The 21,427-nt window shown below is 41.9% G+C and carries 15 protein-coding genes and 1 pseudogene; 13 read left to right on the forward strand and 3 right to left on the reverse strand.

The window, feature by feature from the left end:
* The first annotated feature begins 1 nt into the window (after position 1).
* On the forward strand, positions 2-847 hold the full coding sequence (locus LRS05_RS07285) for a glycosyltransferase family A protein (protein WP_257867705.1): 846 nt from the start codon (positions 2-4) through the stop codon (positions 845-847).
* A 71-nt stretch (positions 848-918) separates the two neighbouring features.
* The gene (locus LRS05_RS07290; RefSeq protein WP_374707763.1) at positions 919-1,254 is read left to right on the forward strand and encodes an FdtA/QdtA family cupin domain-containing protein; all 336 of its coding nucleotides are present in this window, start codon (positions 919-921) and stop codon (positions 1,252-1,254) included.
* Here LRS05_RS07290 and LRS05_RS07295 read toward each other — a convergent pair.
* On the reverse strand, positions 1,244-2,152 hold the full coding sequence (locus LRS05_RS07295) for a glycosyltransferase family 2 protein (protein ID WP_257867706.1): 909 nt from the start codon (positions 2,150-2,152) through the stop codon (positions 1,244-1,246). The two genes, LRS05_RS07290 and LRS05_RS07295, sit on opposite strands and share 11 nt — an antisense overlap.
* An 89-nt stretch (positions 2,153-2,241) precedes the next feature.
* Here LRS05_RS07295 and LRS05_RS07300 point away from each other — a divergent pair, with 89 nt between their 5' ends.
* Both LRS05_RS07300 and LRS05_RS07305 read left to right on the forward strand, forming a co-directional pair.
* Positions 2,242-3,366 carry a hypothetical protein gene (locus tag LRS05_RS07300; protein WP_257867707.1) on the forward strand — a complete coding sequence of 375 codons (1,125 nt, stop codon included), beginning with the start codon at positions 2,242-2,244 and terminating at the stop codon, positions 3,364-3,366.
* Positions 3,353-4,174 (forward strand): 2OG-Fe(II) oxygenase, encoded by an 822-nt coding sequence (locus LRS05_RS07305; protein WP_257867708.1) that lies wholly within the window; start codon positions 3,353-3,355, stop codon positions 4,172-4,174. The genes LRS05_RS07300 and LRS05_RS07305 overlap by 14 nt, the downstream gene beginning before the upstream one ends.
* Here the strand turns inward: LRS05_RS07305 and LRS05_RS07310 are convergent.
* Together LRS05_RS07310 and LRS05_RS07315 are read right to left on the reverse strand one after the other, a co-directional pair.
* Complete coding sequence (locus LRS05_RS07310) at positions 4,171-5,478, reverse strand: hypothetical protein (RefSeq protein WP_257867709.1); 1,308 nt, start codon at positions 5,476-5,478, stop codon at positions 4,171-4,173. The genes LRS05_RS07305 and LRS05_RS07310 overlap by 4 nt on opposite strands.
* Positions 5,479-5,483: 5 nt before the next feature.
* Positions 5,484-6,167, reverse strand: coding sequence for a cell division ATP-binding protein FtsE (locus LRS05_RS07315; protein ID WP_257867710.1), 684 nt, complete (start codon positions 6,165-6,167; stop codon positions 5,484-5,486).
* Between the two features lie 179 nt (positions 6,168-6,346).
* Here LRS05_RS07315 and LRS05_RS07320 point away from each other — a divergent pair, with 179 nt between their 5' ends.
* From LRS05_RS07320 to secDF, 9 genes and pseudogenes are all read left to right on the forward strand, one after another.
* Positions 6,347-9,367 (forward strand): tetratricopeptide repeat protein, encoded by a 3,021-nt coding sequence (locus tag LRS05_RS07320; protein ID WP_257867711.1) that lies wholly within the window; start codon positions 6,347-6,349, stop codon positions 9,365-9,367.
* Positions 9,368-9,381: 14 nt separating this feature from the next.
* The gene (locus LRS05_RS07325; RefSeq protein ID WP_257867712.1) at positions 9,382-11,163 is read left to right on the forward strand and encodes a TonB-dependent receptor; all 1,782 of its coding nucleotides are present in this window, start codon (positions 9,382-9,384) and stop codon (positions 11,161-11,163) included.
* A 75-nt stretch (positions 11,164-11,238) separates the two neighbouring features.
* Positions 11,239-11,688, forward strand: coding sequence for a GreA/GreB family elongation factor (locus tag LRS05_RS07330; RefSeq protein ID WP_257867713.1), 450 nt, complete (start codon positions 11,239-11,241; stop codon positions 11,686-11,688).
* A 195-nt stretch (positions 11,689-11,883) separates the two neighbouring features.
* Complete coding sequence (asnB, locus tag LRS05_RS07335) at positions 11,884-13,500, forward strand: asparagine synthase B (RefSeq protein ID WP_257867714.1); 1,617 nt, start codon at positions 11,884-11,886, stop codon at positions 13,498-13,500.
* A 107-nt stretch (positions 13,501-13,607) separates the two neighbouring features.
* Positions 13,608-14,129 carry a DUF488 family protein gene (locus LRS05_RS07340; protein ID WP_257867715.1) on the forward strand — a complete coding sequence of 174 codons (522 nt, stop codon included), beginning with the start codon at positions 13,608-13,610 and terminating at the stop codon, positions 14,127-14,129.
* A gap of 165 nt (positions 14,130-14,294) precedes the next feature.
* Positions 14,295-16,234, forward strand: a pseudogene (gene gyrB / locus LRS05_RS07345) (DNA topoisomerase (ATP-hydrolyzing) subunit B).
* A complete protein-coding gene (locus LRS05_RS07350; RefSeq protein ID WP_257867716.1) occupies positions 16,227-17,237 on the forward strand; it encodes a DUF6588 family protein in 1,011 nt (336 codons plus the stop codon). Before gyrB ends, LRS05_RS07350 begins: the two are co-directional and overlap by 8 nt.
* A gap of 22 nt (positions 17,238-17,259) precedes the next feature.
* Positions 17,260-18,192 (forward strand): malate dehydrogenase, encoded by a 933-nt coding sequence (locus LRS05_RS07355; RefSeq protein ID WP_257867717.1) that lies wholly within the window; start codon positions 17,260-17,262, stop codon positions 18,190-18,192.
* Positions 18,193-18,333: 141 nt separating this feature from the next.
* The gene (gene secDF / locus LRS05_RS07360; RefSeq protein WP_257867718.1) at positions 18,334-21,294 is read left to right on the forward strand and encodes a protein translocase subunit SecDF; all 2,961 of its coding nucleotides are present in this window, start codon (positions 18,334-18,336) and stop codon (positions 21,292-21,294) included.
* The last annotated feature ends 133 nt before the right edge of the window (positions 21,295-21,427 follow it).

Genomic DNA, 21,427 nt, shown 5'->3' on the forward strand with positions numbered 1-21,427 from the left:
CATGCAGCAAATCTCACCTGAAAATATACAAATACTTGTTGCAACCATGCATCGTGATTCGCTCAGTTTTCTTGAGCCAATGTTTCCTTACAGTCATTACAGCAACTACAATATCATCGTAGTAAACCAAAGTAATGAAAAGGTGATAAATGATAATGCGCATGCAAATGTAAAGGTTATTAATACCACCACAACTGGCCTCTCAGTAAGCCGGAATATTGCACTTGAAAATGCAACCGCAAAGTTTTGTGTAATAACTGATGATGATGTTGTTTTTGAAGAAGGGTTTGAACAGCATATCATTAATGCTTTTACAATGTTTCCTGCGGCCGGAGCGATAACTTTTCAATACAACAGGCAGGGTAAATCTAATCCGGTAAAATCATACAGTTCCAGGCCATTTCAGCATAATAGCGCTACTATAAGGGGCGTAAGCTCTATAGAGATGGTTATAAACCGGGGTATAGTTTCTGCGAAACATGCCAGGTTTAATGTTAACTTTGGCCTTGGTGCAGAGTTTGAAGTTGCCGAAGAGTTTTTGTTCTTAAAAAGCCTGATTGATAGAGACATTGCAGTGTATTATTACCCTGCTGCTATTGTAGCGCATAAAGAGTGGAGCTCAGGGCATGATCATGGCAGTAACAGGCTTATTTATGCACGTGCGGCGCTTGCCTGCAAATTATATGGAAGCACGGCTGGCTTATGGCTTTTAAAATATTTACAATTCCTTGTAAGGAAACGGCTCGTGCCTGTAAGTTCTGTTCCGTCAAAATTCAGGATTGGTATGAAGGGTATAAAAAAATATAAATCATTGCTTGATGAAGGAAAAGAATCGCGAAATGGCTAACGGTTGCAAAGTAATACAGCTGCCCAAAATAAAGCGACCACAGGGGTAATCTTTCTATTATTGAGCAGGATGTGATACCTTTTGCCTTCAAAAGGGTGTACTATTTGTATGATGTGCCAAGTGGGGCCAGGCGCGGCGGTCATGCACATAAAGAGCAGCAGGAATTTCTTATTGCGCTAAGCGGCAGTTTTGAGGTAATTGTTGATGATGGCGTAAATAAAGACACTGTAACGCTTAACCGCCCCGATAAAGGTCTGCTGATACCTACAGGTACATGGCGCGAACTTGAAAATTTTTCATCAGGCTCTATCTGCCTGGTGTTTAATTCCGATATTTTTAGTGAAAATGATTATATACGGAATTATGATGATTTCCTTCTTTCTAAAGGTTTGAGGCCTAAAATTTAACCGCTGCATACTGCTTTACTTTTTGTAATAAAGCAAGCACAGTTCCCGGCAGTTTCAAGATAATTTTTTGTTTCCACGTCAGGCTATCAGGGCTTATAAGTGATGTTAGTTTTTTATAGCCTATGTTATCTCCTGCCATTTTACAGCGCAGTGCCAGCGAATAGCGATTAATGTCGATCATTTTTTTGACATCGGTATTCTTTTGTTCGGCATCAGCAAACTTCTCAAAATAAGTAGCATCTGCCATGGTGAACTTCTTGTGAGAAAGGCTTTCGGGGACAAATACATGCCGTGCAGTTATTTTATTAACTACGCATACATTGTATTTTAAGCCTATTCGTATCCAGTAATCAATATCTTCAAAAGTTTTTAATGACGTATCGAAAACGCCGATAGTTTCCGGTATACTTTTATGGATTACAGTTGTTGACCCCGAGAGTATAGAGCGGGCAAAGCTTGCAGTGAAGTAATCTGTTTCAAAAATAGCTTCATTCTTAAGATTAGAATATACAGGCATATAAACGCCTTTGCTGTTTTCAGCTTCTATCAGTGATGCAAACACTTTAAGATTGCGAAATTGCTTTATGGCTTCAGCTATACGCTCGAGATGGTAAGGTTTCCAGATATCATCAGCGTCTAAAAATGCATAATAGTCACCCTGCGCAAGCTGCATAGCAAAATTGCGCGCAGCAGATACTCCTTCATTTTCTTTTTTAAAATACCTTAATCGTTTATCTTTGAATGAAGCAGCAATTTCCGCGCTACTGTCTGTAGATCCGTCATCCACAACAATTACCTCAAAATCAGTAAATGTTTGCGCCAATACGCTTTTGATAGTATTGGCAATATAGCGTTCCTTATTATACAGCGGGATAAGTATCGAGATATAAGGCGCCATGCTTTAAGTTTAAGTTTGTACAGTAGCCCAAAAATACCATAAATTAGCATACTGTAGGTTTTAATGCCTATTTTTACACAATGCCCGCAATGCCGCTGCACATTATAAGCTTTGATAATCCGTATCCTCCAAATTATGGCGGCACTGTTGAAGTTTATCATAAAATTGCGGCCCTGCACAAAGCAGGCTTTACAATTTATCTGCACTGTTTCGCAAACAAAATACCGCAGCAAACCCCTGAACTGAATGCAATTGCTAAAGAGGTGCATTTCTACAAAATTTCCAATAATCCGTTACATTTCTTTTCGAAGCTGCCTTTTTCGGTGATTTCCAGAAGCGACAAGGCACTGTTGGCAAACCTTCTCAAAGTTAAAGCGCCAATACTTTTTGAAAGCCTGAAGACTACATATTTTGCAAGCAATGAGAAGTTGAAGGGCTATAAAAAAATTCTTCGCCTGCATAATATAGAGCAGGATTATTTTGTAGGTATTGCAGTTTCAGAAACAAATCCTGTAAAGAAATTTTTATATAAATCTGAGAGCAAAAAGTATAAGGATTATGAAACTGTGATAAATGTTTTTGATGAGGTGCTAACGCTATCAAACTACGAAACCAATTATATAAGCAATAATTTTAAGCCGGCACGATACATACCTGTTTTTCATGGGAATGAGGCTGTAGCTCCACTGACGGGGCTTGGGCAATATGCCTTGTATCACGGCGATTTGCGGACACCTGATAACAGGGAAGCTGTACGCGAAATTATTAATATTTTTAAAACGCTTGACTATCCTTTGATAATAGCATCCGGCACAGGTGAGAGCTTTGTTGCAGGTCTTATAGAAAATAGCGATAACATACAATTTGTAAAGATTGAATCGTTCACACACCTGCAGCAGCTGTTGCATAATGCCCATATTAACATCATCATATCATTCCAACGGTCGGGTACCAAGCTCAAGCTGGTAAATGCGCTATATAACAGCAGATTTTGTGTCATTAATAATAACATTATCGACGATACGGCGATTGAAGCTCTTTGTGTTATGGCGAATGCACATGATGAGATACGGGATGCTGTTGTTAAATTGAAGGATATGCCTTACGGTGATGTTGAAATCCGACGCAGAGTACTGAAGGCACATTTAAATGATGATAAAAGTGCAAGTGAAATTTTTAATATTATAAATACAACTGGCGATGGACAGGAGTGATTACGCATCATTAATATATAGCAGGCTCAATGCTGAAAAAGAAAGCCTGAAGCAGCAATTTGATGCAAGTAGAGGTGGTATCGGCTATTTTTATATTGATGATATATTGCCTGAAGCAGAAGCTTTCGCCATTTATAATAACTTCCCTAAGCCTGAGGAAATGGTGCTGAAGAAAAGCCTTCGTGAAGACAAATACGTAGCCGCCCAGATGGATAAATACAGCCCTGTGCTTGAGGAGATAATATATGCTTTTCAGGATGAGCGTATAGTAAAACTTGTTGGCGAGATATGCGGCATTAAAAACCCGCTGCCTGATGATAATCTTTATGCAGGTGGTATTTCGGCAATGGGGAAGGGACAGTTCCTGAACCCGCACCTTGATAATTCACATGATAAAGACAGGCAGCTTTGGCGCGTGCTTAATCTTTTATATTATGTAACGCCCGATTGGGAAGAGGCTTACGGCGGTAATCTGGAACTTTGGCCTAAAGGGATGGACAACCTCCAGATTACGATACACAGTAAATTCAACAGGCTGGCAGTTATGGCAACGCATAATAATTCGCTGCATTCCGTATCTCCCGTAACTTTTGATGGCTTCAGGTGCTGTGTGTCTAACTATTATTTTTCTGAAGAGCCGCTCCTGGCTACAGATTCATTCCATGTAACATCTTTTCGCGGCAGGCCTGAAAATAAATTGACCGACTTGGTGCTGCGTGCCGATGCATGGCTGCGTATGGGCATCAGGAAAATATTTAAGAAAGGCATTAAAGAAAACCCACATGTATACAAGAAGCCGAAAGATTAAGCCAGGCGTAAAGGTTTGCGGAAAGTGTATAATACCACCGCTACCATCATATATTCAAACGGAAAGCTGAAACGTGAGTTATTACCGTAGGTAGCAACTGCCTGCAGCAGCGATGTAGCCAGCACAATGCAGACTATTATAAGTACCGGTGTAATCTTCTTATTCCTGAACCACAAATAGATATAATAGGGCATTAAAAGCACAAAAATAAATTTTGCCGCAAGCAATATCATTTTCTGCACCAGCCAGATAACTGCCATAAATTTATTACTGTAAGGCAATGCAAAATTGTAATAATCCCAATGAATTTCCGTATTCCAAAATGCCAGCCATGAAACCAATACCTGTTTGGCATAGCCTCCGGGGTTTCCTGATATAGCCTCTTTTGCATAAAGGCTTAACTCATGAGAAAGTTCAGGGAATGGCAATTGGGTTACTGACTTAAGCTCATCATACGCATACCATATACTCATGGCAACGTCTTTATTTTCTCTAATGGCAATATCCCTGTGTTTTACATAAATGTCTCGTATCGGGGCATATTTATCAGGTACACCTTCAGCAAACGACACGCAATTCTGGGCCATGTTAAATCCATAGAACGTTGTTGATGTGAAGTAGCCGGTATTGTGAAGGTTGACTGCCGACCATCCTAAAAATGATACTAAAGGCAACACAAACACCACGAGCTTCCTGCTGAAAATTTTCCGGAATGTGAATTTATACATTATATACAACCCATAAATAACAAAAGGTATGTAAATGTAAAAAGGCTTGGCAATAACTAATATGGCTAAGATGATGCTAAGCAGTATATCCTTCCTGAAATTATGCTGATAGATAAAATATTTGATGATAAGGTAAACTGCAACGGAGATAAAGAAAAGCGTAAAGGCTTCGGTAAGTATGGCTGTCTCAAAAAATAGAACGTGCATCAGGGTAGAGCAGGCAAGGCTTATAATAACAGCTTTTTGATGTTTAAAGCCTAAATGTAAAAGTGTTTTATAGATATACAGTGATGCTGCAACACCCAAAAACATCTGTATGAAAACAGTAACCCATAAATTTCCTGCACTTAAAAAAATCAATGCCGGATAACCCGGGCTGCGCTGCCCTTCATAATGCTCGAGATTAAAGCTAAGAAGCCTTTCAGCCAGTTCTATGTAGCCTGAAGAATCAGGGAAAATGGTTATCTGCTGATATATTAAGAAAATGAATAGCCGTACAATTAGCCCGCTGATAATTAAAAAACGTACAGGATTATCTTTTAAAGCATCGCATAACAAATCCCACAGCCGCTTCATACCAGTTAAACAGTGCGCTGTACAACTTCAAACATTGTCCCGTCATCACACTTCAGTGTCTTGCTCGGGAACTTCATAAGCAAGGCGTAATCATGTGTGGCCATAATGATTGTCTTACCGTTTTGATTGATTTCGCGAAGCAGCTGCATCACCTCTACGCTGGTTTGCGGGTCAAGGTTGCCCGTTGGCTCATCGGCTAGAATTACTTCAGGGTCGTTAAGCAGTGCACGAGCTACAGCTATACGCTGCTGTTCACCGCCAGACAGCTGGTGCGGCATCTTGGTCGCCGAGTTTTTCATGCCAACTTTTGTAAGCACTTCATCAATTTTATTTTGCATTTCAACTTTATCCGTCCAGCCGGTTGCTTTTAATACAAAAGTCAGGTTGTCGTTCACACTCCTGTCCGGCAATAACTTAAAGTCTTGAAAAACAATGCCAATCTTTCTGCGAAGATAAGGTATGTCGCGCTCGCGTAGTTTTTTCAGGTCATATTCCACAAAGTGCCCTTCACCTTCAGTTAGCTTAAGGTCAGCATACAATGTCTTCATGAAGCTGCTTTTTCCGCTACCCGTTTTCCCGATGATGTACAGGAACTCTCCATGATTTACATCAAGATTTATATCCTTAAGAACAGGATTATGATCCTGGTATATGGTAACGTTGTTAAGCGACAGCACAGCTTGCGACATAGCAGTTGTATTATAGTTTTGGTAAAAGTAATAAGATAACACCTTTACACAAAATTTTATTTCGGCGTTTCTTATGCCTTGTGCCTTATGTCTTTTGGCTTGTTCATACTAAATACTCAAAAACTCCCGTTAAATAATTAAGAATTGATATATTTGGCTATCAGATAAAACCAATGAATATGCGCAGACTGAACAGGTTTCTATTCCTCTCGCTCACGCTCGGCACCATCACCACATATGCCCAGCAGTCAGCAATTTACACACATGAGCTTAAAGACTTTGAAAAGGCCGTAATGCTTTACAATGATAAGCAATACCAGGCGGCGCAGATACTTTTCGAAAAGACTAAAAACATAAGTCAGGATATGGAAGTGCAGGCCGACTGTGCTTACTACATAGCCAATACGGCCATCCGCCTGAACCAGATGAACGCGGATGCGCTGATGGAAGACTTCGTGGCAGACTACCCGACAAGCCCTAAACAAAACCAGGCTTTTATTGAAGTGGCAGGATATTACTTTGACCAGGGCAAATATGCTCAGGCGCTGAAGTGGTATGACAAGGTTGAGGAAAGCAGCATGGGCCAGGCCGAGAGGGAGCGCTATAACTTCCAGAAAGGGTATAGTTACTTCAATGCGAATGACAAAAAGCAGGCAGAGAAATACCTGAACAAAGTAGTAAATTCGAAAACTTACGGTTCTCAGGCAAAGTATTATCTGGGCTTCCTTGCTTATGAAAGCGATAACTACAAAACCGCAAACCAGTACTTTGAGCAGGTAGAAGACCAGGATAAGTATAAAGAAAAGATGTCTTACTTCCAGGCGGATATGAACTTTAAGCTGGGTAATTTCCAGAAAGCGATAGACCTCGGCACACCACAGCTGGCTAAGAGTGATGCCAACGAAAAATCAGAACTTCACAAGATAATCGGGGAGAGCTATTTCAACCTGAAACAGTATGATAAAGCCATACCGCACCTTAAAGAATACAGAGGTAAAAAAGGCAAGTGGAACAATACTGACTTTTACCAACTTGGCTACGCGTATTACAAACAGGGTGATTATGAAAATGCCATAGCTGAGTTCAATAAAATTATCGGCGGTAATGACTTCGTGGCACAGAATGCCTATTATCATCTTGGTGAAAGCTACCTCAAAACCGGTAAAAAACAGCAGGCGCTCAACGCGTTCAAAACAGCAAGCGAGATGGAGTTTGAAGCCAAAATTCAGGAAGATGCTTACTATAACTACGCCAAGCTAAGCTACGAAATTGGCAACCCATACCAAAGTGTGCCTGAAGTGCTAAAAGGTTTTACCGATAAATACCCTGCAACACCATTTAAGCAGGAAATACAAAACCTGCTCATCAATTCTTACATCACCTCTAAAAACTATAAAGAGGCACTAACATTGCTGGAGAAAGACAGGTCGCCGGAGAACCGCAAGGCATACCAGAAAGTAGCTTTCTATCGCGGTATGGAACTTTATACGGATGGAAATTATCAGCAGGCGCTGGCACTTTTCAAAAAGTCTATTGCTGAGCAGCGTGATGCTAAATTTACCGCAAGGGCAACCTTTTGGAAAGGGGAGACAGAGTATACGCTGGATCAGTTCAGTGAGGCATTGTTAAGCTTTAAGCAGTATATGGGTTATGCTGAAGCAAAAGATACGCCTGAATATAAGAACGCCGATTACAACCTTGCCTATACTTATTTTAAGCTGAAAGAATATAGCCAGGCCGCAACGCATTTTGCAGCATATACTACATCGGCAGCAGCAAAAGGAGATAAAGTAAGGCTGAACGATGCTTACCTGCGCCTTGGTGACAGTAATTTCGTTACGGGCAAGTACTGGCCTGCTATGGATGCGTACAATAAAGCTATCGAAATGAAGGGTATAGATTCAGACTATGCGCTGTTCCAGAAAGGCATAAGCTATGGCTTCGTTGGCCGTAATGATAAAAAGATTGAAGACCTTACCAAGTTTGTAAACACTTACCCAAAATCTAAGTATGCTGATGATGCACTGTTTGAACTTGCCGGGACATACGTAACTGAAAAAAACATCAACAAAGCGCTGTCTACCTATGACGACCTTATAGAAGATTATAAAACAAGCTCATACGTATCTAAAGCGATGATGAGGCAGGCGCTTATATATTACAACGCTGAGCAGGATGCCAAAGCTTTAGCGAAGTTCAAACAGGTGGTGGCACAGTTCCCGAATACGCCTGAAGCAATGGAGGCGGTAAATACATCACGCCAGATATATGTAGATAGTGGCAATACCGACGAGTATGCGGCATGGGTTAAAACGTTAAATTTCGTTGATGTAAGCGATGCCGACCTTGACAATACATCTTTTGAGGCAGCAGAGAAGCAATACCTGCAAAACAATACCAAGCAGGCTATCTCTGCACTTAGCAGTTATGTGAGCAAATTCCCGAACGGAATATCATCGCTTAAGGCTAACTTTTACCTCGCGCAGAGTTATTACGCTGAGGGGCTGGAGACAAACACAATTCCGCATTATGAGTTTGTAATAAGCAAACCGCGGAATGAGTTTACAGAGCAGGCGCTGGCAAGGCTCTCTCAGGTTCATCTTAAAAAGAATGATTACTCAAAAGCCATACCTGTGCTGAAACGCCTTGAAACGGAGGCCGACTTCCCGCAGAACGTAACCTTCGCGCAGAGCAACCTCATGAAGGCGTATTATGAAGGTGCAGACTACCCTAATGCTGTAGTTTATGCTGATAAGGTATTGGCCAACACAAAAGCAGATGACAGAACTAAGAGTGATGCGCAGGTTATAGTAGCGCGTTCGGCTATAAAATCTAATAATGAAGAACGCGCACGTGCAGCATATACTAAGCTTCAAGCTATTGCAAAAGGCGAGCTGGCAGCTGAAGCGCTGTACTATGATGCTTACTTCAAAAATAAGGACGGAAAATTTGATGCTTCAAATACAGCTGTGCAAAAGCTGTCAAAAGACTATTCAGGCTATAAGTATTTTGCTGCCAAAGGCCTTGTAGTAATGGCTAAGAACTTCTATGGGCTTAAAGACAGTTTCCAGGCAACGTATATCCTAGAAAGCGTTATCAAAAACTTCACCGCGTATCCTGATGTTGTTCAGGAAGCCCAAACGGTTCTTGACGGGATTAAAACCGAAGAAGCCAAACGTAATTCATCTGTTCAAAACTAATACACGCCGATAAAATGAACATCAAACCACAATATAAAATAGCATTTATAATAGCGCTTGCAGGCCTTCAGGGTGCATTTGCGCAAAAGAAAGATGAAAATCTGGGCACAGAGGTTGTAAACGTGGTACAGACCTACACCCCAACCATAAGCGATGCCTTTAAGGTGAAAGAAACTCCTGTAATTGAAGACGAAGACAACTCCCAAAAAGAGGAAATACAATATAATATATTCTCTTTTCCGGTGGCTTCAACATTTACACCTGCTAAGGGTAAGGCAGCCGCAGTTGACAAAGCTGCCCGTGAAAAGCTATACAACAATTACGCAACGCTTGGTGTAGGCAACTACGGTACGGTAAATGCCGAACTTTTCATAACAGAAAACCTTAGCCGAACCGACTATGTAGGCGGTATGCTGCGCCACCTTTCATCACAAGGCGGAATTGATGCGGCTGTGCTTGATGACAAATATTACAATACTGCTATAGACCTTACCTACGGCAGCAGGCAATCGGCTTACAGTTGGAATGCTGACCTGGGCTACCAAAATAAAGTATACAACTGGTACGGCCTGCCTGAAGAATACATAGTAGGTGTTTCAGGTGAAGATATCAATGCAATAGACCCGCAACAAACATATCATTCATTATATGTTGGCGGAAAGATAGCCGCTGAAAAAAGTTTCTTTCATGATGCTTCAGCGCAGTACAAGCGTTTTTGGGATGCCTACGGCTCTGCTGAAAACCGGTTTTTTGTAAAGCCTTCGCTTGATATTGATGTCATGAGCGAAAAGATAAAGCTTGACTTCATAGCCGATTACGTGGGCGGAACTTTTGAGGAGACTTTAAACCCGCTGATTACAACAGGTAACGAATACAGCCATTTTAACCTTGGTTTACAGCCAAGCATACAGTATCAGAATAAAGATTTGTCGGTGCAGTTAGGGGCGGGGCTTTTCTATAGTATGGGTAAAGTAAATGGTGAAAGTGATAGTAAATTCTTTGTGTACCCGCAGGTAAAGGCATCGTATAAGCTTGTTGAAGGTTTGCTTGTAGCCTATGCCGGTGCAGAAGGCACGCTGAAGCAAAACTCGTATGCCGATGTAGTTGACGAAAACCCTTTTGTATCGCCAACGCTTGTCATAGCCCCTACAGACCAGCAGTATGATATATATGTCGGGCTAAAAGGTAAGCTTGCAAATACAGTAGCTTACAACCTTCGGGGGTCGTACATGAATGAAGACAACAGGTTGTTTTTCCAAAGCAATGCGGCATTATTTAGTAACGTGCCCGGCCCCGGTGCAAATCTTGACGGTTATGCTTACAACAATTCATTTGGCCTGGTGTATGACAGGCTTCGAACAATCAGTTTTTTCGGCGAGCTGAAGGCAGATATCAGTGATAATGTATCGTTTGGTATGAATGGTTCTTACTTCAGCTATGATACAGACCAGGCAGAAGCCTGGAACCTTCCATCAATAAAAGTTGGTGCCAACCTTGATGTAGACATTACTGAAAAGTGGTATGCCGGTACCAATATATTCTTTGTGGGTGAGAGAAAAGATATCGAAACAATACCTGATGATGTACTTATTTTCCCGCAATCTTACTCACCGCAGGTAGTAACTCTTAAAAGCTATTTTGACCTGAATGCACATGTTGGCTACAAGTACAGCGAGCGCCTTACAGGGTTCCTGAGGCTTAATAACATTGCCAGCCAGGATTATGAGCGTTGGGTAAACTATCCGGTACAGGGCTTCCAGTTTTTGGTAGGCGCATCATACAAGTTTAATTTTTAAGAATAAAGATTAATAATAAAAGATTGAATAATTGAGGCTAATGTTTCAATTTTTCAATCTTTTAATTTTTCAATAATGACACTGAAACAAAAAGTCCACGCTTACTACCTGCAGCAGGTAAATGACAGGATCGATGCTTTTCGCGATATGATTTCAGCCCTTACTGAAGATGCCTCTAATGATGCTAAAGGCTCTGCAGGAGACAAGCATGAAACAGCCCTGAGCATGATGCATATTGAGCAGGAACGCCTGAACAGTAAACTGTCTGAATTTTTGGAACAGAAGTCGGTTTTAGATAAAATAGACCCTAACGCATCGCATCCTGTCATTGCATTGGGCAGCCTGGTTAAAGCTAATGCGATGCACCTGTTTGTAAGCGCAGCACTGCCTAAAATTATTATTGATGGTGTGCAGGTCATAGCGTTGTCTCCGCAATCGCCTTTGGGTCAAAGCATTATAGGTAAAAAGATTGCGGATAATTTTAAAATAGGTACTGCTAATTACATTATTGAAGAAATTTCCTAGCAATATTTCAGAATGTAATCGTTTTTTGTCTTCGCAGACGGTTTTCATCACATAAAGTATCAATTCTGTTCATTTAATTTTAAAAATGTAAGCATATCTGTTTATTGTGTTTTATAATTGAAACTAAAAATTCAATTTTGTCTTGCTGAACATAACTGAATAAGTTGTTCAGTATACCAAAAGCAAAGACAAATTATGTGCGGAATTTTAGCGATTATAGGCAAAGGAAAAGATGAGAAGCTGGTACAGCAGCTTTCAAAAAGGATGTCGCACCGCGGGCCGGATGAAAGTGATATTTATGTTACAGAAAAAGGGCATATACTCAGTCATGAGCGTTTGTCTATTATAGATCTCCACACAGGGCGCCAGCCTATCCAGGGTACTTCATCTGCATGGATGGTACATAATGGCGAAATCTACAATCACCAGGAACTTCGCGACACAATATTGAAACATCACACGTTCAGGACTACTTCAGATTCTGAGGTGATTGTGCATCTGTATGAAGAGTACGGGTATGATTTCTGCAACCTGCTTGACGGTATGTTTGCCTTTGTGGTTATCAATGGCGATGATTTTATAGCAGGGCGTGATCCGTTAGGAATAAAGCCAATGTACTATGGCCTTGACGAACGCGGCAGGATATACTTTGCCAGTGAAATGAAGGCGATAGCCGACCAGTGCAAGACATTTTCTACCTTCCCGCCGGGTCATTATTATACGCCACAAACCGGCTTTGTAAAATATTACAGGCCGCAGTGGGAAGATGCATCAAAGGCTGTGGATGATGTTGATTACTCAGCTATCCGCGAAACATTAACCGAAGCAGTAAAGAAAAGGCTGATGAGTGATGTGCCGGTTGGGGTATTATTATCAGGCGGGCTTGACTCATCCCTTACATCATCAATCGCGGCAAGAGAGATGAAAAAGCTAGGTAAGCCGCTGCATTCATTCTCGATTGGGCTTGATGCATCGGCCCCGGATGCTGTTGCAGCGCGCAAGGTTGCTGAGTTTTTAGGCACAGAACACCATGAAATACATTTTACGATAGAGCAGGGTATAGCAATCCTTGACAAGCTTATCTGGCACCTTGAAACGTATGATGTAACCTCAGTAAGGGCCAGTACACCAATGTATTTCCTTTCTCAGGCAATTACTGATTTAGGAGTAAAAGTGGTGCTGTCAGGTGAAGGCGCTGACGAAATATTTGGTGGATACCTGTACTTCCGTAATGCACCATCAGCAGCTGATTTCCAGAAAGAAACGATAGAAAGGGTTCAGAAACTTTTCACTGCCGACCTGCTTCGTGCAGATAAAAGCACTATGGCACATGGCCTGGAGGCAAGAGTGCCTTTCCTTGATAAGAAATTCCTGGAGCTTGCAATAAAAATAAAGCCTGAAGAAAAGCAGCCAAAAACGTATGACGGTGTGGAGAAGTACATCCTTCGTAAAGCCTTTGATACACCTGATGAGCCTTATCTGCCCGCAGAAGTACTTTGGAGGCAGAAGGAGCAATTTAGTGATGGTGTGGGCTACAGTTGGATTGATACGCTGATTGAATACTGCTCGGCACAGGTTACCGATGAAGAGATGGAAAGGGCAGAAGAACGCTTCCCGTACAATACGCCTGCTACAAAAGAGGCATATTATTACAGATCAGTTTTCCATAAATATTTCCCGCAGGTGAGCGCAGCACAAACCGTTAGGAAATGGATACCGAAATGGCAGGAAAACACCGACCCGAGCGGCAGGGCCAATGCCGCACACATAAATGCAGATACCCTTATAGCCCAGGCCAAAACCGAAGCTTAAACGATACATAAAGTTGTTGATTTTAGTTTGTTTGTTTGCAAAAGCGTCCCGTCTCCCCAAGGCGGGCGTTTTATTTTTTTAGGCATCATAATTGCTGAAAGATGTGCATGCAGAAAAACCCACTCTACACAATAGGCCATGGTGTGCGCAAGGCCGAGGATTTCCTGGACTTGCTGAAAAAATATAATATTGACTATCTGGCAGACGTGCGGTCTGTGCCATACTCGCGGTTTAATCCGCAATACAGGCAGCCGGCGCTGAAAAGCTTTCTTGAGGCTAACGGCATCACTTATATTTTTATGGGCAATACGCTTGGCGGCAGGCCAAAAGATGCTTTCTGCTATGATGAAAAAGGTAAGATAGATTACACTATTGTCAGCACAAAGCTATTTTTCCTTGAAGGAATTGACAGGCTTAAAGATGCTTATGCGCAGGATATCAGCCTCGCAATAATGTGCAGTGAAAGCAAGCCAATTGAATGCCACCGGACACACCTGATATCAAATGCGCTTCAAAGAGAGAATATCGAAATAATGCATATTGATGAGAAAGGTAATCTCCAAAAACATGAAGATATATTAAATAAATTACAAACCGGTCAGAAGGATCTCTTCGACAATATCAAGTGAAACATTTCTTAAGTTTTACCTCAAAGATTACACATCCTTCAAACATCATCTTGTATTAATAAAATGTTAATAACTTAGATGCCAAATCCCTATATCTTACCATAAAATCCCCTCTGTTTTTATATATTTGTTCGTTAAACTTAAAAATTAGTTAAGAATAGTTTTATGAGTGAAGAAATAAAGAAAAACAATTATTCGGCAGACAGTATCCAGGCATTAGAGGGAATGGAGCACGTAAGGATGCGTCCCTCGATGTATATAGGCGATGTGGGTACGCGCGGGCTTCACCACCTTGTTTATGAGGTAGTTGATAACTCAATTGACGAAGCGCTTGCCGGGCATTGTGATACTATTCATGTTACGATTAATGAAGATAATTCCATTACCGTTGAAGATAACGGCCGTGGTATACCGGTAGACATCCACAAGAAAGAAGGTGTCTCTGCACTTGAGGTTGTTATGACCAAGATCGGCGCCGGCGGTAAGTTTGACAAAGACTCATACAAAGTTTCGGGCGGTCTCCACGGTGTGGGTGTATCGTGTGTAAACGCGCTGTCAGACCATCTTCGTGCAACGGTTTTTCGTGAAGGGAAAGTATATGAGCAGGAGTATGAGCGCGGTAAAGCGATCTATCCTGTAAAACAAATTGGTGAAACTGAAAAAGAGGTACGACCGTAACCTTTAAGCCTGACAGCACCATCTTTACCCAGACTACAGAATATTCGTATGACACCCTTGCAGCCCGCATGCGCGAGCTTTCGTTCCTTAACAAGGGGATAACAATTACGCTTACAGATAAGCGTGAGAAAGACGATAAAGGCGAATATGTAGGTGAAACTTTCCATTCTAAAGAAGGTTTGAAAGAGTTTGTTAAGTTTCTTGATGGTAACCGCGAGCCTATCATCACTCATGTAATAAGCATGGAAACAGATAAGGGTGAAGTGCCTGTTGAGGTTGCGCTTATCTATAACACCAGCTATACAGAGAATATCTTCTCTTATGTAAATAACATTAATACCCATGAGGGTGGTACGCACCTTTCAGGTTTCCGTAGGGGGCTTACCAATACGCTTAAGAAATATGCCGACTCATCAGGGCTTCTCGACAAGCTTAAGTTCGAGATTTCAGGTGATGACTTCCGTGAAGGCCTTACGGCAATCATTTCAGTGAAAGTTTCTGAGCCGCAATTTGAGGGCCAGACCAAAACTAAGCTGGGTAACCGCGAGGTGGTGGCTCCTGTAAGCCAGGCTGTAAGCGAAATGCTTGAGAATTATCTTGAGGAAAACCCGAACGATGCTAAAATCATCGTGCAGAAAGTAATATTGGCAGCACAGGCACGCCACGCTGCTAAGAAAGCACGTGAAATGGTACAACGCAAGACCGTTATGGGTGGCGGCGGATTACCAGGTAAATTGAGCGACTGTTCAGAGCAGGATCCGGCAAAATGCGAGGTGTTTCTTGTTGAGGGTGACTCGGCAGGCGGAACGGCAAAGCAAGGGCGTGACAGGAACTTCCAGGCGATACTTCCGCTGAGGGGTAAAATCCTTAATGTGGAAAAAGCTATGCACCACAAGGTTTTTGAAAATGAAGAGATACGCAATATATTTACAGCACTTGGTGTAACCATTGGCACGGCTGAAGACAGCAAGGCGCTTAACCTTGAAAAGCTGCGTTACCATAAAGTTGTTATTATGTGTGATGCCGACGTTGACGGTAGCCACATAGCAACACTGATACTTACATTCTTCTTCCGTTTCATGAAAGAACTTATAGAGAATGGGCACGTTTACATTGCCACACCGCCACTATATATGGTGAAGAAAGGCAATAAGAAAGAATATGCATGGAACGATGCCCAGCGCGATGAAATTTCACATAGATTTGGAAATGGAGCAACGGTTCAGCGTTATAAAGGCCTTGGTGAGATGAATGCTGAACAACTTTGGGAAACCACGCTTGACCCTGAGTTCCGTACACTTCGCCAGGTAAGCATTGACAGCCTTACGGAGGCTGACAGGATATTCTCAATGCTGATGGGTGATGAAGTGCCGCCGCGTAGGGAATTTATTGAGAAAAATGCAGTTTACGCTAATATTGATGCGTAAACTTAGGAGTATACAAAACGCTGCTGTTGCTGCCATGCTGTGTATAGCGGGTGGTGCAAATGCGCAGACAGAAGAATTAGAACAAGTAGGGCGTCTCATTGATGACGCCCTGTTTTATTCTGATAAATACATAACCCCGGCGACCGACGGCGCCATATACCAGGCAGCTTCCGGCTGGATGGCAAGTGCCAAAAAGCGCGATTTCCTGCATTTTGATGTTTCGCTAAATACCAATGTTTTCTTCGTACCGCAGAGTGACAGGAGTTTTGTAATCAACAATTCAGATTTAAAATTCTTTACACTTACCGAAGGAACATCGGCAACCGTACCCACGGCTTTGGGAAATGACCAACAGGTAAATCTTACGGGTCAGTTGGGAGATGAGGAAGTGAAGCTGAAAACACCGGAAGGTATTAACAGAGAGGCAGTTGTATATCCTTGTCTTCAGGGAACTATCGGCATTGGTGCAGGCTTTGAGATTATAGGTAAATATTCACCTAAAATAAAGCTGAAGCGCAGCAATTATCAGGTGTATGGAGTAGGGCTTAAGCATAGCATAGCGCATTATCTGGGCTGGTTTCAGCGAAAAGGTATCAATCTGGCAGTGCTGGCGGCTTACTCAAAAGAAGATGTTACGTTTGATTTCCTTAATGTTGATACATCGGCAGGAACATTGGGTATAGACTCATTGAATGGACTGGTAGATACATGGCAGTTTCAGGCAAATGCATCAAAAGAGTTCGGTAATTTTGAAGTGATGGGTGGTTTCATCATGAACACCAGCGCGATAGAATATAGGGTAGCAGGCCAGCGCGGCAGCATTGAAGATATAATCCCGTTGCAACAGGTGCTCAATACAAGGCTGGAGGCGATTGCCAAATCACGCACCAATTATATTGGTGAGGCATCTTTGCGTTATAATTTTGGACATTTTGGGCTGCAGGGTATCTTTGCTTTCGGTAAATTTGCAAACACAAACTTTTCAATACATTATCAATTTTAATAACAACCCAAACAATATTATTATGAAAGTTACAGTAGTAGGCGCCGGTAATGTAGGCGCTACGTGTGCAGATGTGATTTCGTACAGGGGCATAGCCAGCGAAGTGGTTTTGCTTGACATTAAAGAAGGATTTGCAGAAGGCAAGGCAATGGATATTATGCAATGTGCTACCACAACAGGATTTAATACTATGGTATCAGGCTCAACAAATGACTATGCAAAAACTGCCGGCAGCGATGTTGTGGTAATTACTTCAGGTATACCGCGCAAGCCGGGTATGACACGTGAAGAGCTTATTGGTATCAACGCAGGCATAGTAAAATCGGTTGCTGAAAACGTGCTTAAGCATTCGCCGGAAGCTATAATCGTAGTGGTATCAAACCCAATGGATACTATGACGTACCTTACTCTAAAAGCTACAGGCCTGCCTAAAAACCGCATTATTGGTATGGGTGGAGCGCTTGACAGCTCAAGGTTTAAATACTATCTTTCAAAAGCGCTAGACAAGCCGTCAAACGACATACAAGGCATGGTGATAGGCGGCCATGGCGATACTACTATGATACCGCTTACAAGGCTGGCATCATACAACGGTGTGCCTGTAAACCAGTTCCTTAATGATGATGAACTGAAAAAAGTTGCAGCTGACACAATGGTTGGCGGCGCAACCCTTACAGGACTTTTAGGTACATCAGCGTGGTATGCACCAGGAGCATCTGTAGCATATCTTGTTGACAGTATACTGAATGACCAGATGCGTATGATACCTTGCTCAGTGCTTCTTGAAGGCGAGTACGGTCAGGAAGATATATGCATGGGTGTACCGTGCATTATCGGCAAAAACGGCCTTGAGAAAATTGTTGACATCAACCTGAATGACGAAGAAAAAGCGTTATTTGCCAAGAGTGCAGATGCAGTAAGAGCCATGAACGGCGACCTTAAATCTGTGCTGTAACACAATCTTTTCCATAAATATAAGGGGCTGCCGCGCGCAGCCCTTTTTTAAGATAATATTAGCAAATAAGTTGGTATATCGTACCGTAAATTATATATTTGCTCGTTTTTAAAAAAATGAAATAATTAATTTTTAGTTGTAATGCAGAATAGAGGACTCATTAAATTTTTCGCAATTCTATTTGCACTGGTAAGTATCTACCAGCTTTCGTTCACTTTTGTCTCAAATAGGATTGAGGATGACGCTAAAGCTATTGCCGGAGGTGACTCTGCAAAAGAAGTGGCGTACCTGGAATCTATGAAAGACTCTGTAGTGTACCTTGGGTATACTTATGATGAGGTGAGGAACAAGCAAATAAACAAAGGCCTTGACCTTGAAGGAGGTATCAACGTAATGCTTGAGATATCTGTAAAAGATATACTTAAAGGCCTTGCCAATAATACTAAAAACCCTGTTTTCAACCAGGCTCTTGATGAGGCTACCAAAAACAGGCAGGGTAACCAGGATTACCTTGAAGCATTTTTCATTGCTTTTGAAAACCAGTCTAAAGGCTCACTAAAACTTGCATCGCCTGATGTTTTCACAAACAGGATTGTGGGTGACGGGCCTGATGGTGTTAATATCAACATGACTGATGAGCAGGTTAAAACTGTAATCAGGAAAAAAGTTAGCGAGTCTATTGACAGTGCATTCCGCGTACTTAGCGAGCGTATCGATAAGTTTGGCGTAGTGCAGCCTAACATCCAGAGAATGGGTGAATCTGGGCGTATCCTTGTAGAGCTTCCGGGCGCTAAAGATATTGACCGTGTTAAGAAGCTATTGCAAAGTACAGCCCAGCTTGAATTTTGGGAAGTATGGAAATCAAATGAAATGCTGCCTTTCTTTGGTGCGGCGAATGATCTGCTAAAGAAGACCGAAGCATCTACAGCTGAAGTTAAAAAAGACACTGCAAAATCAGATATTGATGCACTTCTTACAAGTAAAGACTCTGTTGGTGCACCGAAAAAAGGTGAAAACCCGCTTCTTGAAAAACTATTGGTTAACCCTCAGGGCGGCCCGGTACTGGGTACTGCATCTGTAAAAGATACTGCAGCAATCAACAAATGGCTTAAGAGAAGCGATGTTCGCGGATTGCTTTCAGGTGACCAGCGTTATGCACGTTTTGCATGGGGTAAAGAAAATACAAAGGCCAAAGGAATTCTTGAGCTTTATGCTCTTAAGAGCAATAAAGATAATGTACCGCCACTAAGCGGAAATGTTATTACAGGCGCAAGGGATGATTTTGACCAGATGGGCAAGCCTTCTGTATCTATGCAAATGAACAGCAAAGGTGCCCAGAAGTGGGAAGAAATGACAGGTAAAGCTTATAGCACACAAGGTTTCATTGCAATTGCGCTTGATAATGTTGTGTACTCAGCACCAAGTGTTACAACTGGCCCTATTGCCGGTGGTAACTCTTCAATATCAGGTGCATTTGATGTAACTGAGACAAAAGACTTAGCCAACATACTTCGTGCAGGTAAACTTCCTGCATCGGCTGATATTGTACAGTCAGAAGTTGTAGGTCCGTCACTTGGCCAGGAAGCTATTGATAATGGTATTATGTCATCAATTGCAGGTTTGCTTATTGTATCGCTCTGGATGGTAGTATACTACGGCAGGGCAGGCTGGTATGCAAATGTTGCACTTATCGTTAACCTTCTGTTCTTGTTTGGTATCCTTGCCAGCCTTGGCGCAGTGCTTACCCTACCAGGTATTGCAGGTATCGTACTTACAATGGGTACAGCGGTTGACCAGAACATACTTATATACGAGCGGGCAAAAGAAGAATTGCGCAGGGGTGCAACACTTGAAGAAGCCGTAAAAACATCGTATAGCTGGAGGGGTGCAATGTCATCAATTACCGATGCCAACGTTACGCACGTACTTACAGGTCTGGTACTTTTAATTTTCGGTACAGGCCCGGTTAAAGGTTTCGCGACTACGCTACTTATAGGTATATTCACGTCGCTTTTCACATCACTTTTCATAACAAGATTACTTCTTGACTGGAGTGTGAGAAAAGCACATGTATTGAATTTCTATACCAATGTTTCTAAAAACTGGTTTACCAATTTCAACTATGATTTCCTTGGTAAAAAGAAATTTACATACATTTTCTCTTCAATCGTAGTGATTGTAAGCCTTGTGTCGATATTCTTCATCAACGGGCTTGACCAGGGTATTGACTTTGTTGGTGGCCGTACTTTCCAGGTGAAATTTGACAAATCTGTTTCTACTGAAGATGTTAAGCAAAAGCTTGGCCAGGTATTTAACGATAACGTTGATGCCAAGATATTTGGTAACGATACGCAGCTTAGGATAACAACAGCTTACAAAATTGACCAGAAAACGGCTGAAGTAGATGCTGAAGTTAACAAACTTCTTTACACAGGCCTTAAAGGTTTCTATTCAACTTCACTTACTGAAGATCAGTTTGTGAATACATACGAAGGTAAAGAGCTAGGTATTTTATCTCAAAGCAAAGTTGACGCTACTGTAGCGGATGATATCAAGGCCAACTCTTTCTGGGCAGTGCTTGGCTCTATGGCTATAGTGTTTATTTATCTTATGGTGAGTTTCAGGAGATGGCAGTACAGCCTTGGTGCAATTGCAGCCGTGGCGCATGACGTTATCTTTGTACTAGGTATTTACTCACTGTGCTACAAGTTCATGCCTTTCCATATGGAAATGGACCAGCACTTCATAGCGGCTATCCTTACGGTAATTGGCTACTCAATGAATGACACGGTAATTGTGTTTGACAGGGTACGTGAATTCATTGCCGGTAAAACTAAAGGTAATTTCCATGAGATTGTGAACAGGTCGGTAAACACTACAATGGCCCGTACAATCAATACATCTCTTACCATGATACTGGTACTTGCTATCATGTTTATCTTCGGTGGTGAGTCAATCCGCGGGTTTATTTTCGCGATGCTTGTAGGTATTATAGTAGGTACATACTCTTCACTGTTCATCGCAACACCGGTATTGGTTGACACAGTATCACGTGAGGAAAAGTCTAAAATTGAGCACGAGCACAATGATGAGATTGCTTAACCGCATCACATCATTATAGATATTGAAAAACCTGCCCATTGCGGCAGGTTTTTTTGTGGAAGGCCGTTATATAATTAGTGCAAAAACAATTTTTGCTATATATTAGCGTTTCAAACTTTAACTAATAATTATT

Source organism: Flavobacterium sp. J372, assembly GCF_024699965.1.
Classification (GTDB): domain Bacteria; phylum Bacteroidota; class Bacteroidia; order Flavobacteriales; family Flavobacteriaceae; genus Flavobacterium.

Excerpts from the sequence above, each read along its gene's own strand:
- LRS05_RS07285 (WP_257867705.1), top strand. The coding sequence starts at position 2 with ATGCAGCAAATCTCACCTGAAAATATACAAATACTTGTTGCAACCATG.
- LRS05_RS07295 (WP_257867706.1), bottom strand. The coding sequence starts at position 2,152 with ATGGCGCCTTATATCTCGATACTTATCCCGCTGTATAATAAGGAACGC.
- LRS05_RS07300 (WP_257867707.1), top strand. The coding sequence starts at position 2,242 with ATGCCGCTGCACATTATAAGCTTTGATAATCCGTATCCTCCAAATTAT.
- LRS05_RS07305 (WP_257867708.1), top strand. The coding sequence starts at position 3,353 with ATGGACAGGAGTGATTACGCATCATTAATATATAGCAGGCTCAATGCT.
- LRS05_RS07310 (WP_257867709.1), bottom strand. The coding sequence starts at position 5,478 with ATGAAGCGGCTGTGGGATTTGTTATGCGATGCTTTAAAAGATAATCCT.
- LRS05_RS07315 (WP_257867710.1), bottom strand. The coding sequence starts at position 6,167 with ATGTCGCAAGCTGTGCTGTCGCTTAACAACGTTACCATATACCAGGAT.
- LRS05_RS07320 (WP_257867711.1), top strand. The coding sequence starts at position 6,347 with ATGCGCAGACTGAACAGGTTTCTATTCCTCTCGCTCACGCTCGGCACC.
- LRS05_RS07325 (WP_257867712.1), top strand. The coding sequence starts at position 9,382 with ATGAACATCAAACCACAATATAAAATAGCATTTATAATAGCGCTTGCA.
- LRS05_RS07330 (WP_257867713.1), top strand. The coding sequence starts at position 11,239 with ATGACACTGAAACAAAAAGTCCACGCTTACTACCTGCAGCAGGTAAAT.
- asnB (WP_257867714.1), top strand. The coding sequence starts at position 11,884 with ATGTGCGGAATTTTAGCGATTATAGGCAAAGGAAAAGATGAGAAGCTG.
- LRS05_RS07340 (WP_257867715.1), top strand. The coding sequence starts at position 13,608 with ATGCAGAAAAACCCACTCTACACAATAGGCCATGGTGTGCGCAAGGCC.
- LRS05_RS07350 (WP_257867716.1), top strand. The coding sequence starts at position 16,227 with ATGCGTAAACTTAGGAGTATACAAAACGCTGCTGTTGCTGCCATGCTG.
- LRS05_RS07355 (WP_257867717.1), top strand. The coding sequence starts at position 17,260 with ATGAAAGTTACAGTAGTAGGCGCCGGTAATGTAGGCGCTACGTGTGCA.
- secDF (WP_257867718.1), top strand. The coding sequence starts at position 18,334 with ATGCAGAATAGAGGACTCATTAAATTTTTCGCAATTCTATTTGCACTG.